12 protein-coding genes and 3 pseudogenes are annotated in these 11832 nt (G+C 70.4%); 6 read left to right on the top strand and 9 right to left on the bottom strand.

Annotated elements, in window-relative coordinates; genetic code table 11:
• Nucleotides 1-808, top strand: a pseudogene (locus GJ634_RS16155) (hypothetical protein); the annotation flags it as partial.
• A 424-nt stretch (nt 809-1232) separates the two neighbouring features.
• Here the strand turns inward: GJ634_RS16155 and engB are convergent.
• Nucleotides 1233-1850 carry a GTP-binding protein EngB gene (gene engB, locus GJ634_RS11210; RefSeq protein WP_157502863.1) on the bottom strand — a complete coding sequence of 206 codons (618 nt, stop codon included), beginning with the start codon at nt 1848-1850 and terminating at the stop codon, nt 1233-1235.
• Between the two features lie 111 nt (nt 1851-1961).
• Here engB and GJ634_RS11205 point away from each other — a divergent pair, with 111 nt between their 5' ends.
• Both GJ634_RS11205 and GJ634_RS11200 read left to right on the top strand, forming a co-directional pair.
• On the top strand, nt 1962-2717 hold the full coding sequence (locus GJ634_RS11205; RefSeq protein WP_157502862.1) for an SIMPL domain-containing protein: 756 nt from the start codon (nt 1962-1964) through the stop codon (nt 2715-2717).
• Between the two features lie 51 nt (nt 2718-2768).
• On the top strand, nt 2769-4064 hold the full coding sequence (locus tag GJ634_RS11200; protein WP_331714128.1) for a TIGR00341 family protein: 1296 nt from the start codon (nt 2769-2771) through the stop codon (nt 4062-4064).
• Here the strand turns inward: GJ634_RS11200 and GJ634_RS11195 are convergent, their stop codons facing one another.
• Nucleotides 4065-5051: an NOG1 family protein gene (locus tag GJ634_RS11195; protein ID WP_157502861.1), complete on the bottom strand. Its 987-nt coding sequence runs from the start codon at nt 5049-5051 to the stop codon at nt 4065-4067.
• Between the two features lie 92 nt (nt 5052-5143).
• Here GJ634_RS11195 and GJ634_RS11190 point away from each other — a divergent pair, with 92 nt between their 5' ends.
• Complete coding sequence (locus tag GJ634_RS11190) at nt 5144-5500, top strand: DUF5518 domain-containing protein (protein ID WP_157502860.1); 357 nt, start codon at nt 5144-5146, stop codon at nt 5498-5500.
• Here GJ634_RS11190 and GJ634_RS11185 read toward each other — a convergent pair.
• The 5 genes and pseudogenes from GJ634_RS11185 to GJ634_RS11165 form a co-directional block, all read right to left on the bottom strand.
• Nucleotides 5497-6243 (bottom strand): alpha/beta fold hydrolase, encoded by a 747-nt coding sequence (locus tag GJ634_RS11185; RefSeq protein WP_157502859.1) that lies wholly within the window; start codon nt 6241-6243, stop codon nt 5497-5499. The two genes, GJ634_RS11190 and GJ634_RS11185, sit on opposite strands and share 4 nt — an antisense overlap.
• A gap of 41 nt (nt 6244-6284) precedes the next feature.
• On the bottom strand, nt 6285-6569 hold the full coding sequence (gene hisE / locus GJ634_RS11180) for a phosphoribosyl-ATP diphosphatase (protein ID WP_331714127.1): 285 nt from the start codon (nt 6567-6569) through the stop codon (nt 6285-6287).
• Nucleotides 6566-7012, bottom strand: coding sequence for a bifunctional nuclease family protein (locus GJ634_RS11175; RefSeq protein WP_157502858.1), 447 nt, complete (start codon nt 7010-7012; stop codon nt 6566-6568). The genes hisE and GJ634_RS11175 overlap by 4 nt, the downstream gene beginning before the upstream one ends.
• 22 nt (nt 7013-7034) lie before the next feature.
• Nucleotides 7035-7633 (bottom strand): annotated as a pseudogene (pdxT, locus tag GJ634_RS11170) (pyridoxal 5'-phosphate synthase glutaminase subunit PdxT).
• A 39-nt stretch (nt 7634-7672) separates the two neighbouring features.
• Nucleotides 7673-7834, bottom strand: coding sequence for a preprotein translocase subunit Sec61beta (locus GJ634_RS11165; protein WP_059055241.1), 162 nt, complete (start codon nt 7832-7834; stop codon nt 7673-7675).
• A 150-nt stretch (nt 7835-7984) separates the two neighbouring features.
• Between GJ634_RS11165 and trxA the strand changes: the two genes are divergently transcribed.
• On the top strand, nt 7985-8254 hold the full coding sequence (trxA, locus tag GJ634_RS11160) for a thioredoxin (RefSeq protein ID WP_157502857.1): 270 nt from the start codon (nt 7985-7987) through the stop codon (nt 8252-8254).
• 79 nt (nt 8255-8333) lie between these two features.
• Complete coding sequence (locus GJ634_RS11155; protein WP_157502856.1) at nt 8334-10196, top strand: SLC13 family permease; 1863 nt, start codon at nt 8334-8336, stop codon at nt 10194-10196.
• Here the strand turns inward: GJ634_RS11155 and GJ634_RS11150 are convergent.
• Together GJ634_RS11150 and GJ634_RS11145 are read right to left on the bottom strand one after the other, a co-directional pair.
• The gene (locus GJ634_RS11150) at nt 10193-11374 is read right to left on the bottom strand and encodes an inorganic phosphate transporter (RefSeq protein ID WP_331714126.1); all 1182 of its coding nucleotides are present in this window, start codon (nt 11372-11374) and stop codon (nt 10193-10195) included. The genes GJ634_RS11155 and GJ634_RS11150 overlap by 4 nt on opposite strands.
• A gap of 34 nt (nt 11375-11408) precedes the next feature.
• Nucleotides 11409-11832, bottom strand: a pseudogene (locus GJ634_RS11145) (hypothetical protein); the annotation flags it as partial.

The following is an 11832-nucleotide window of genomic DNA, read 5'->3' as shown; positions in this document are numbered from 1 at the left end:
TCGTCGACCGTACTCGCCGGTCTCCGCGACGATCTCGTCCCACGTCTCGTCGTCGGGCGCCGATCCCCAGCAGGCGCGCGATGCGCATCGATGGAGACGTGGTAGAACGACCTGCTTTCTTCCCGGGTTCTTCCTGCCAGACGACGACGTTGCACGGGAACAGCGCGCCGATTCGGTTCCCGCTGGCGTCGAGCGCGCGGCCCGCGAGGTCGCCGCGGAGGCAGTGGACGCGGACGACCGGGCGGCGAGCGAGGCCGCGGCCGAACTCGACGCGCTCGGTGCCGACGCGGTGTTCACGCTCTCGCGGTCGGGGACAGTCAGCGCGGCGCTCCGCGACGCGAACCCCGGCCACGTAGTCGTCGCCGAATCGCGGCCCGGCGGCGAGGGCGTCGGCGTCGCGGAGTCGCTCGCGGACGGCTTCGACGTGACGCTGACGACCGACGCGAACGTTCCGGCCGCCGTCGAGGCGGCGGACGCGGTGCTCGTCGGCGCTGACGCCGTCTTCCCGGACGGCCGCGTCGTCAACAAGGTCGGAACCCGAGCGGCCGCGCTCGCCGCACGCGACGCCGACGCTCCCGTGCTCGTCGTCTGCGCCGCGGACAAGGTCGCGCCCGAACCGCTTCCAGTCGAAGACGGCGATTCGAGCGCGCTCTACGACGGCGACGCGCCGCTCGACGTCCGGAATCCCGTCTTCGAGGCCGTCCCCGCGCGCCTCGTCGACGCCGTCGTCACCGAACGCGGCCGACTGGACGCCGACGACGTACAGCGGATTGCGGCCGAGCACCGCGGCCGGGCGGACTGGGAGTGAAAGCCTCTTCTCCCGGGAGCCCCTACCACGCTCCCGGGCGACGGTGACGAGGAGTTACCCCCTCCGAGCCCCTTGTGACGAGGCCTTTCTCCCGAGTCGCCCGTCTCCGAACGCACCAGCGACGGCTGTGGCTTGCAGGCGGCGCGCGAGTCCGCGAGCCGGGTGCCGCCGTTCCGCATCCGCCGGCCCGCGGCGACTGTCAGGTCACGCGCCGGGTTGGTCCCGCCATCCTACTTGAATCTACGCAGCCGACGAGCTAGCATCCGCGAGCCGAGCGGTCCGAAGGACCCGAGGCGAGCGGTTCACCGAGCGCGAACGAAGTGAGCGCTCGGGCGCCGAGGACCCCCGAAGTGGGGTCCGACGGCGCTTTTGGCCGAGCTTTTGCCGAGGGCGCGCGGAGCGCGCCCGCAGCGCAAAAGGTCGCTTAGAAGAACTTCTTGAGGTCGTCGCGTTTTGCGGCTTCGAGGTGGGTGCGGACGGCGTCGTCGAAGGCGCTGGTGCGGCCGTGTTTGGCGGCGATGGGGGCGATGGTGTCCTGCCACTGCTTCCACGGCGGGTGGAGGCCGAGGCGGTCGGCGATGTCGTCGAGTCGTTCGTCGCGGTCGTCGACTTTGTCCATCTTGTTGACGGCGACGACCGGCTGGATGCCGAGGTCTTCGAGGAGGTAGAACAGTTCGACGACGTGGGGAATCTCCTCCTCGCTGGTGTGGCGGTCGATGATGTCGACGGCGGCTTTGCCGTCGAGGACGAGCACGCCGACCATGATGTCGTCGGCGTTGTCCTCGAGGTAGCGGACGACGCCGGTCTTGATGCGTTCGCGGACGTCGTCTTCGACGCCGGACATGAACCCGAATCCGGGGAGGTCGGTGACGACGAAGTCGTCGCTGGCCCAGTCGTAGTGGTTGGGTTCGCGCGTGACGCCGGGCTTCTGGCCGGTCGCCACGCTGTGGCCGGTAATCTCACGCATGAGCGTGGATTTGCCGACGTTCGACCGGCCGACGAGGACGACCTCGTCGCTGCGGTCGGGGCGGGTGTCGAACATACCAGTCGTAGCCGGTCGGCGGGGTTAAGTCCCGCGTCCGGCGGGGACGCTCAAACGCGGGTTTCACTCTGAGCGACGTTGAAGGTGCGGGACCGCGTAGCGTACTCCGTGATGCGACAGCAAACACTTCTGCTCGCGGTCCTCGGCACCGCCCTGCTGGTGACCGCCGGGGTCGCCGGCGCGCTCACCCTCGGTAGCGGGGCGGCGGCCGCCGGCGAGGCAGCGCCCGACGGACAGTCAGTGACGGTCTCCGCGGACGGCAGCGTGGAGGCCGAGCCCGACCAGGCGGTCGTCCGGGTCGCGGTGACGGCGACCGGGAACGACTCGTCGGCGGTCCGCGACGAGATGGCCGCGCGGGTCGACGAGATGCAGTCCGCGCTCGAATCCTACGGCGTCCCCGCTGAGAACGTCCGCACCGCGTACTTCGACATCCGGCAGGAGCGCGAGCGGACGCCCAGCGGCGGCGTCGAGCGCGGCCAGTACGTCGGCACGCACGCGTTCGAGATCACTGTCGAGGACACCGACGCGGCGGGCGAGGTCGTCGACACGGCCGTGAACAACGGCGCCGACCAGGTCGACGGCGTCTCGTTCACGCTCTCCGAGGAGAAGCGCGAGACCCTCTACCAGGACGCGCTCACGAACGCGATGGGCAACGCGGAGACGCGCGCGGAGACGCTCGCGGACGCCGGCGACCTCTCGCTGACCGAGACGCACACCATCGTCTCGACGAACACGAACTACCGCACGTACCAGGTCGAGACGGCCGCGCTCGGCGGTGCCGCGGCGGCGGGCGGGACGGCCGTGGAGTCCGGACCGGTCACCGTCACCGCGGACGTCCGCGTGACGTACAACGCCACGGTCGCCTGAGTCCGGCCGCGGCCCTGAACGCTTTTCTTCCGGCGCCGTGAACGCGGAGTCGTGCGACTCGTTCAGGCGACCGTCCCGACGGGCAAACGCGAGGCCGTCCTCGACGCGCTCGACGACGAGGGCATCGACTACGTGGTCAGCGACGAGACCAGCGGCCGCGACTACAACGCCGTCGTCCACTTCCCGATACCCACGGAGGGCGTCGAGGACGCGCTGGACGCGCTCCGCTCGGCGGGGCTCTCCGAGGACGCATACACCGTCGTGTTGAGCGCGGAGACGGTCGTCTCTCGGCACTTCGACGACCTCGAAGAGCGGTACACCGAGGACGAGGACAACGGCGACAAGATCGCCCGCGAGGAACTGGTCGCGCGCGCCAGCGACCTCGCGCCGTCCCGGACGACGTACGTCGTGATGACGCTCGTCAGCACTATTATCGCGACCGCGGGGCTCCTGCTGGACTCGCCGGCGACGGTCGTCGGGTCGATGGTCATCGCGCCGCTTTTGGGGCCGGCGATGTCCGCGAGCGTCGGCACCGTCGTCGACGACGAGGACCTGTTCCGCAGGGGCGTCTACCTCCAGCTGGTCGGCGTGGTGCTCGCCGTCGTGGGCGCCGCGGCGTTCGCGTTCTTCGTGAAGTACACGAACGTCGTGCCGCCGGGGCTGGACGTGTTGACCCTCTCGGAGGTCAGCGAGCGCCTGCGCCCGGACTTCCTCTCGCTGGTGGTCGCGCTCGGCGCGGGCGTCGCCGGCGTGTTCAGCCTGATGACCGGGGTGTCGTCGGCGCTGGTCGGCGTCGCCATCGCCGTCGCGTTGATTCCGCCGGCGGCCAGCGTCGGCATCGGCGTCGCGTGGGGGGTACCCACGCTCGCGGTCGGGTCCGGCGTGCTCGTCATGGTGAACGTGCTCTCCATCAACCTCGCCGCGCTCGTCGTGCTGTGGTACTCGGGGTACCGCCCGCAGCGGTTCTTCGAGGTGGGGCAGGCGCGCTCGGCGCTGCTGAAGCGCGGCGCCGTGCTCGCCGTCGCCATCGTCGTGCTGTCGGCGTTCCTCGGCGGCGTCACGTACACCTCCTACCAGTCCGCCACCGAGGAGCAGGCCGTCAACGACGCCGTCGACGGAGCGCTCTCGCAGCCCGCGTACGCGGACGCAGCCGTCCTGGACACCGAGTACGAGTACGAACAGGGACTGATTCAGCGCGAGCCACAGCGCGTCGTCGTCACGGTCGGCGTGCCGCCCGGGGCGGACTACCCCGACCTCTACGACCGCGTCGACGAGCGCGTCGCCGCGACCACGGACGACGACGTCGCCGTCGAACTCCGGTACGTCTACCGCCAGCGGCCGGACTGACTACTCCTCGAACGGGAGGTCGGGCTCGTAGCCGACCGCGTCGACGGCCGCGTCGAGGGTCTCCTCGACGCCCTCGTCGTTCTGGACGCTCATGTAGCAGTCCGCCGCCACGTCCTCGGAGAGGTCGGCCTTGTTGCAGACCGTCACGAGCGGGACGTCGCCGAACTGGTCGGCGACCTCCGCGCGGAGCGCGCGCTGGTCGTCGAGCTCGTACCCGCAGGTCTCGCTGGCGTCGAGGAAGAACAGGATGACGTCGCCGGCGTGCGCGAGCGCCGACACCGCCTGGTTCTCGATCTCGTTGCGCTCGTCCGCGGGGCGGTCGAGCAGGCCGGGCGTGTCCACGATCTGCCAGCGCACGTGCTCGACGTCGAAGTGGCCGACCTCGATGCCCTTCGTCGTGAACGGGTACTCCGCGGTCTCGATCTCCGCCGTGGAGACCGCGTTCACGAACGAGGACTTCCCGACGTTCGGGTAGCCCGCGACCACGATGGTCGGGTCGTCGGGGTCGATCTCGGGGAGGTCCTTGAGCGCGTCGCGGGCGCGGCCGACGGCGTCGAGGTCGTCCTCGATCTGGTCCATCACGGAGCCCATGCGCGCGAACCCCTGCTTGCGGACCTTCCGCATCGAGTCGGTGTCCCCGCGCGGGAGCTTCCCGATGTACTCGCGGCCGAGGTCGTGGGTCTTCCGCGCCGCCCACGAGATCTCGGAGAGGTGCTGGCGGAGCGCGTCCACGCCCCGGTCGTCGTCGAACTCCCGGCGCAGCACGGCGTCCGCGAGCTCGTAGTAGAACGGGTCGACGGCGTCGAAGTCCGGCCACGCCGTCACGACGTTCTGGAGGTTGTCCCCGAGGATGTTCGAGGACGTCTGCAGCATCGACTCCTGGGCCTCGTAGCCGCCCTTCGCGCGGCCCGCACGCGCCGCCCGCGAGAACGCCTTGTCGAGGAGCTCCTCCGACGTCGGCGTCGTCGGCAGGTTCTCGAAAATCATACGCCGACGTAGGCTCGCGGGACGTAAAAGCACACGTATCGGCGCCGACGCCCGCCCGCGAGGCTTTTCGGCGCGGCCGTCGTCTCTCCGGTATGGTCAACTGGCGCGCGGTCCTCACCGGGTTCGTCGTGGAGTTCGTACTTGGCGTGTTCGCGTTCGCACTGCCGGGCGTCGGCCACGCCGCCGCCGGCTTCGTCGGCGGGTTCGTCGCGGGCTGGCTGGCCGACGACGGCGTCTGGGGCGGTGCCGTCCACGGCTTCCTCGCGGGCGCGCTCGGCGGCATCGTCGTCGCCGCGCTCGTCCTCGTGCTGGGCGTGGTGTTCTCCGCGACCGGCCTGCTGCCCGCGGGGCTGCTCGGACTCGGCATCGGCGCGATAGCGCTGGTCTTCTTCGCGCTGCTCGCTATCGATAGCGCCATCGCGGGCGCAATCGCCGGCTTCCTCGCCTAACGCCGGAACGCGCGGACGGCGTCGGCGAGCCGCTCGGGCGCGGTGTTGATGCCGAGGTGGCCGGCGCCCGCCAGCTCCGCGCGCTCCGTCGCCGCGAGCGTCTCGTCCAGCGCCTCGACGGCCTCCCGGAGGTGGTCGGGTCCATCTTCGCCGACCACGAGCAGCGTCGGCGCGCCCGTCTCCGGGTCGTCGAGGTCGTAGCCTTCGACGACTTCGAGTTCGCGCGCGACGGTCTCCGCGATGCCCGCGGCCTGCTCGACTGCCGCCCGCGGGAGCAGGTCCGCGGCGCCGACCGCGTCGAAGAACTCCTCGACGGCCCGGACGCGGTCGCCGTCGCCGAGGTGCGCGCGGACCCGCTCGGCGAGGTCGCCGCCGTGGGGCTCGCCCACCAGCACCGAGGGCTCGTACAGCACCAGCCGGTCGACGTCCAGTTCGCTGGCGGCCTCGAGCGCGACGAGGCCGCCGAAGGAGTGTCCGAGGACGACCGGCTCCCCGTCGACGGCGTCGACGACCGCTCGGAGGTCCTCGACTTCTCGCTGGAGCCCGTAGTCGTCGCCGTCGCCGCTCCGCCCTCTCCCGCGCCGGTCGTAGGTCACGACAGTGAACTCCTCGGCGAGGTGGGGGGCGAGGTCGCGGAAGCTCTCCGTGCGCGCGCTGGTCCCGTGGACGAGCACGAGCGGCCGGCCGTCGCCGCGCGCCTCGTACCCGAGTTCGGTCCCGTCCGCAGAAACGACCGTGTGCATACCCGTGCTTTCGCGCACGGGTACTTGAGCGGCGCTACTCGCTACCGGCGCGCCTCGAGCTCGTCCAGCAGCTCGTCGACGTCGACGTCGTGCTGGGCGAGCACGACGAGCATGTGGTAGACGATGTCCGCGCCCTCGTGGGTGAGCTCGGCCTCGTCGCCGTCCTTCGCGGCGAGGATGAACTCCGTGGCCTCCTCGCCGAGCTTCTCCAGCGCGGCGTTCTCGCCCTTCTCGTGGGTGAACAGCTCCGCCGTGTACGAGTCCTCGGGCAGCGTCTCCTTGCGGTCCTCGATGACGGCGGCCAGCTCCCGGAGCGTGTCGCTCACGCCGCCATCACCTCGCGGATGTCGTCGAGGTCGTCGAACTCCCCGGGGTCGCGGCGGCCGTCCTCGAAGACGGCGTCGGCGACCTCGATGGGGGCATCCGTGCGCGCCGCGAGCGCCAGTGAGTCGCTCGGCCGCGCGTCGACGACCGCGTCGCCGCGGGGCGTGTCCACGTGGAGGTCCGCGTAGTACGTGCCGTCCTCGACCGAGGACACCGCGACGTGGTCGATGCGGCCGCCGAGCTCCTCGACGAGGTCGAGCGTGAGGTCGTGGGTCAGCGGCCGGCCGATGTCCGTGGCGTCCAGCCCGCGCGCGATGCTCGTCGCCTCGTCGAAGCCGACGAAGATGGGGAGCACGTCGTCCGCGCCGTCGACGCCGACCAGCACGACCGGCAGCGGGCCGTCCGGCGTCCCCGCCACGCGCACGGCGTCGATGTGTGCGTTCATGGGCATGGTTTCGCGAGGACGCTCAAAAGCTTGCCTCCTCGTTCAGGAAGAACGCCAGGTCGTGGATTCGGGAGTCGTTCGTGAGCTCCGGGTGGAAGGAGGTACCGACCACGGGGCCGTCCCGAACCGCGACCGAGTTCCCCTCCCAGTCCGCGAGCACGTCCACGCCGTCGCCGACGTCGGCGACCAGCGGCGCGCGGATGAACACCGCGGGGAACGGCTCGTCGAGCCCCTCGACGTCCAGCGGCGCCTCGAAGGAGTCCTTCTGCCGGCCGAACGCGTTCCGGTCGACGGTCGCGTCCACGAGCCCGAGCGTCTGCACGCGGTCGTCGTTGGCGTCCGTCGAGGAGACGATGAGGCCCGCGCAGGTCGCCAGCATCGGCTTCCCGGCGTCGACGTGCGCGCGGATCTCCTCGTCGATGCCCTCGCGGGCGAGCAGCCGCGAGATCGCGGTCGACTCCCCGCCCGGCAGCAGGAGGATGTCGCAGTCCGGGACCAGCCCGGCGCGTCGAATCTCGGTCACCTCGCGTCGCGCCCGTGCTCGGCGGCCGCCCGGCGGATGGCTTCGGCGTGCTCGGAGACGTCACCCTGCACGGCGACGACGCCGGCGCTGACAGTCATAGCAGGGGGTACGGGCCGCCGCGGAAAAAGGCTCTCGGGCTACGCGAAGAACTGCAGCAGGAGCACGGCGATGCCGAAGAACGCGCCCGTCGCCACCACGGAGCGCGGGTCGATGCGGATGGCGTTCGGGTCCTCGGAGTCGAAGTAGCGGACCAGCCCTGCGCTGGACATCAGCCCGCCGGAGTTCTGACCACTGCTCATGGGGAGTCCTCGGAGCCCGCCCCGCGTAAACCTTTCGTGTCCTCGCGGCTCGCCGCCGGAACGCCGCCGCGGCGCTCGCGGCCGTGAACCGGCGAAGGTGGTCCCGTGAGAAACCCTTATGCGGGGCGCGGAGCAAGGGCAAACAGACCGATGACAGTCACCATCAAGGACTTCTACGCCGACTGGTGTGGCCCCTGCAAGACGCAGGACCCCATCCTCGAGGAGCTCGAGGAGGACTACGGCGACCGCGTCACCTTCGAGAAGATCGACGTCGACGAGAACGAGGACGTCGCCAACGAGTACCAGGTGCGCTCGATTCCGACCGTCGTCGTGGAGGACGACGACGGCGTCGTCGAACGCTTCGTCGGCGTCACCCAGCGCGACCAGCTCGAGGACGCCCTCGAAGAAGCCGGCGCGTAAGCGCCCCGCTCCGCCGCGGCCGTTTTCCGCCGACAGCGCGACCGGTAGGCTGTTGTAACCCACCGACGACAGTCCCCGCATGGCCGCGTCGCTGCCGCTCGCCGCGCTCGCCGACCTCCCGCCAGTGACGACCGAGATGGCGGTCGTCTTCGTGCTCGTCGCCGTCACGCTGGTGTTGTTCGTCACGGAGGCGCTGCCGCTGGACGTCACGGCGATTCTCGTGATGGTGACGCTGATGGTCCTCCAGCCGTGGACGGACATCGGCGTCGCCGAGGGCCTCTCCGGGTTCTCGAACCCCGCGACCATCACGGTGCTGGCGATGCTCATCCTCTCGAACGGCGTCTCCCGGTCGGGGGTCGTTCAGATTCTCGGCCGGTGGATGTCCGCGTTCGCGGGCACGAACAAGCACCGCCAGCTCGCGTCCACGATTCTCGCGACCGGGCCCGCCTCGGGGTTCATCAACAACACGCCCGTGGTCGCCATCCTCGTCCCGGTCATCAGCGACCTCGCGCACAAGGGCGGCACGTCGCCGTCGAAGCTGCTGATGCCGCTGTCGTTCGCGTCGATGCTCGGCGGGATGCTCACGCTCATCGGGACGTCGACGAACATCCTCGCGAGCCAGACGGCCGAGCGCATCGGCGCCGAGCGCGGCGTCGAGGCGCTGCACGCGTTCTCGATGTTCGAGTTCACGCACCTCGGCGCCATCGTGCTCGTCGTCGGCGCCGCCTACCTGATGACGATTGGCTACTGGCTGCTCCCCGAGCGCGTCCCCCCGGAGGACGACTACCTCGCGGAGTACGAGATGCAGGACTACCTCAGCGAGGTCATCGTGCAGGCGTCCTCGCCGCTCGTCGGGAAGACGGTCTCGGAGGCCATCGACGAGCGGCGCTTCGACGCCGACGTCCTCCAGCTGGTGCGCGGCGGCGAGCGGTTCATCGAGCCCATCGGCCAGAAGGTCATCAAGCCCGGCGACGTGCTCACGATCCGGACCGACCGGGAGACGCTGGCCGCCATCGCCGACGTCGACGACCTCGCGCTGACGGGCGCGCCCGAGACCGACCCCGAGATGGAGCCGACCACGGAGGAGGAACAGACGCTCGTCGAACTCGTCATCCAGTCGGGGTCGCCGCTGGTCGGGGAGACCCTGCGCTCGTCGTCGTTCCGCGGGCGCTACGACGCGAACGTGCTGGCGTTCCGCTCGCGCGGCGAGACGGTCCGCCAGCGCATGGACGAGCGGAAGCTCCGGGTGGGGGACACGCTGCTGATTCAGGCGCCCGAGGACTCCATCGACCGGCTCTCCCAGAGCCCCGACTTCATCCTCGGCCACGAGCCCGAGGAGCCGGACTACCGCACCGAGAAGATTCCGTACGCCGTCGCCACCATCGTCGGTGTCGTCGCCGCGGCGACGCTGCTCCCGGTCAACATCGTGGTGTCCGCGCTCGCGGGCGTCGTCGCGATGGTCGCCACCGGCGTCCTCCACCCCGGGGAGCTGTACGAGTCCGTCGACTGGAACGTCATCTTCCTGCTGGCGGGCGTCATCCCGCTCGGCATCGCCTTAGAGCAGACCGGCGGCGCGGAGCTGCTCGGCGCGCTCGTCGCCGCGACCGGCCAGTTCCTCCCCGCGGTCGGCGTGCTGTGGGTGTTCTACGTCGCGACCAGCCTCATCACGGGCGTCATCTCGAACAACGCCAGCGTCGTGCTGATGATTCCCGTCGCCGTCGAGGCCGCCCTCGAAGTCGGCGCGAACCCGTTCGCGTTCGTGCTCGCCGTGACGTTCGCGGCGTCGACGGCGTTCATGACGCCGGTCGGCTACCAGACGAACCTCTTCGTCTACGGGCCGGGCGGCTACAAGTTCGGGGACTACGTCCGCGTCGGGATGCCGCTCCAACTCCTGTTGTCCGTCGTGACGGTCGCCGGCATCGCCGCCTTCTGGCCGCTCTAGAACCCGAAGATGGGGACGAAGCGGAACGTGAGGTAGGCGCCGACGGTCGCCAGCATCGGGACGACGTTCTGCATCAGGACGACCCGCGCGGTCGTCCCGGGGTCGAAGAGGTCCGACGCGCTCGGGATGTCCTCGGGGTCCTCCTCGCCGATTTCGGGGACTTCCTCGCCGGCGTCCTCGTCGGCGGCGAGCCCGCCGACCGACACCGCCACGTCGCCCTCGCCGCGGACCGCGTCCGGCACCGAGACGGGCCGGGTCGCGCGCCCCCAGCCGAGGCCGACGATGGACATGGTGGCGATGACGACGAAGCTCGCGGGGATGCCGATGGCGGACAGGAAGATGACCAGCGACGCGCTCACGACCGCGACGACGATGGCCGCCGTCAGCGGGAGCTCCGTGATGTCGCTGCCCATCGTCTCCAGCGTGCGCCGCGCGATGGTGAACGCGCCGATGCCGACCGCCGCGCAGCCGATGATAATCGCGGGGTTCATCTCGAGGACGCCGCTGCCCACGAGCGGCGCGATGGCGTTGGCGACGTTGCTCGTCCCCGAGCTGAACGCCATCAGACAGCCGATGACGATGACCGTCGTGACGCCCCACAGCTCGCGGCGGTTCGTCGTCTCCGTCGGCCGCGGCACCGGGACGACCCCCGAGCGGTCGAGTCTCAGCAGGGGGCCGTCGCTGCGCTCCATCGCGATGAGCCGGTGGAGCCGCGCGTAGAAGTACCGCCCGATGACCAGCGACACCCAGAAGCCGATGACGGGCGCGACCAGCCACCACGTCGCGATCTCGCCGAACACCGCCCAGTCGAGCGCGTTCCGCGCGACGCCGAGGCCCGCGATGGCGCCCACGGCCGTCATCGACGTCGACGCGGGGACGCCGAAGAAGTTCCCGACGAACAGCGCCAGCCCCACGAAGAACAGCACGCCGATGCTCGCCTCCAGCGTGAAGATGCCGGGGTTCGTGACGAGCTCGCGGCCGAGCGTGTCGACGACCCGGCGGCCGAGCGTCCACGCGCCGACGAAGAAGAACACCGTCATCAGCAGCGCCGCCACCGGCTTCGAGATGGCCTTCGCGCCGACCGCCGGCCCGAACGCCGGCCCGGTCGTCGACCCGCCGACGTTGAACCCGACGAACATCGCCACCAGAATCCCGACCAGCAGGAGGACGCTGATCACGCGTCCACCCCCCAGTTACGTGCGCCGGCGCCGCTCATTTCGGCTCGTCCTCCGTCGGCTCCGTGTCGTCCCGCGAGCGCTTCCCGTCCCCGTCTCCGGGTTCGTCGTCCGCCTCGTCCTCGTCGGCGTAGCGCTCCTCGACGGCCTCGACTTTCTCCTCGACGGACTCGTCGTCCTCGGCGGCCGCCGGCGCCGCTCCCGCCGACTCCTCGACGGTCTTCTCCACCGTCTCTTCGACCTTCTCCTCGACGGTCTTCTCGACGGTCTCGTCCACGGTCTCCTCGACAGTTTTCTCCACCGTCTCGCCGACTTTCTCCTCGACGGTTTCGCCGACGGTTTCCTCGACGGTTTTCTCGACGGTTTCTTCCACTGTTTCGCCGACCTTCTCTTCGACCGTCTCCCCGACAGTTTCCTCGACGGTCTCTTCGACGGTCTTCTCGACCGTCTCGCCGACTTTC

This window comes from Halobacterium sp. CBA1126 (genome assembly GCF_009741975.1).
Taxonomy (GTDB): domain Archaea; phylum Halobacteriota; class Halobacteria; order Halobacteriales; family Halobacteriaceae; genus Halobacterium.
This window is presented reverse-complemented; position numbering and strand designations above follow the sequence as displayed.

Excerpts from the sequence above, each read along its gene's own strand:
- engB (WP_157502863.1), bottom strand. The coding sequence starts at position 1,850 with ATGTTCGACACCCGCCCCGACCGCAGCGACGAGGTCGTCCTCGTCGGC.
- GJ634_RS11205 (WP_157502862.1), top strand. The coding sequence starts at position 1,962 with ATGCGACAGCAAACACTTCTGCTCGCGGTCCTCGGCACCGCCCTGCTG.
- GJ634_RS11195 (WP_157502861.1), bottom strand. The coding sequence starts at position 5,051 with ATGATTTTCGAGAACCTGCCGACGACGCCGACGTCGGAGGAGCTCCTC.
- GJ634_RS11190 (WP_157502860.1), top strand. The coding sequence starts at position 5,144 with ATGGTCAACTGGCGCGCGGTCCTCACCGGGTTCGTCGTGGAGTTCGTA.
- GJ634_RS11185 (WP_157502859.1), bottom strand. The coding sequence starts at position 6,243 with ATGCACACGGTCGTTTCTGCGGACGGGACCGAACTCGGGTACGAGGCG.
- GJ634_RS11175 (WP_157502858.1), bottom strand. The coding sequence starts at position 7,012 with ATGAACGCACACATCGACGCCGTGCGCGTGGCGGGGACGCCGGACGGC.
- GJ634_RS11165 (WP_059055241.1), bottom strand. The coding sequence starts at position 7,834 with ATGAGCAGTGGTCAGAACTCCGGCGGGCTGATGTCCAGCGCAGGGCTG.
- trxA (WP_157502857.1), top strand. The coding sequence starts at position 7,985 with ATGACAGTCACCATCAAGGACTTCTACGCCGACTGGTGTGGCCCCTGC.
- GJ634_RS11155 (WP_157502856.1), top strand. The coding sequence starts at position 8,334 with ATGGCCGCGTCGCTGCCGCTCGCCGCGCTCGCCGACCTCCCGCCAGTG.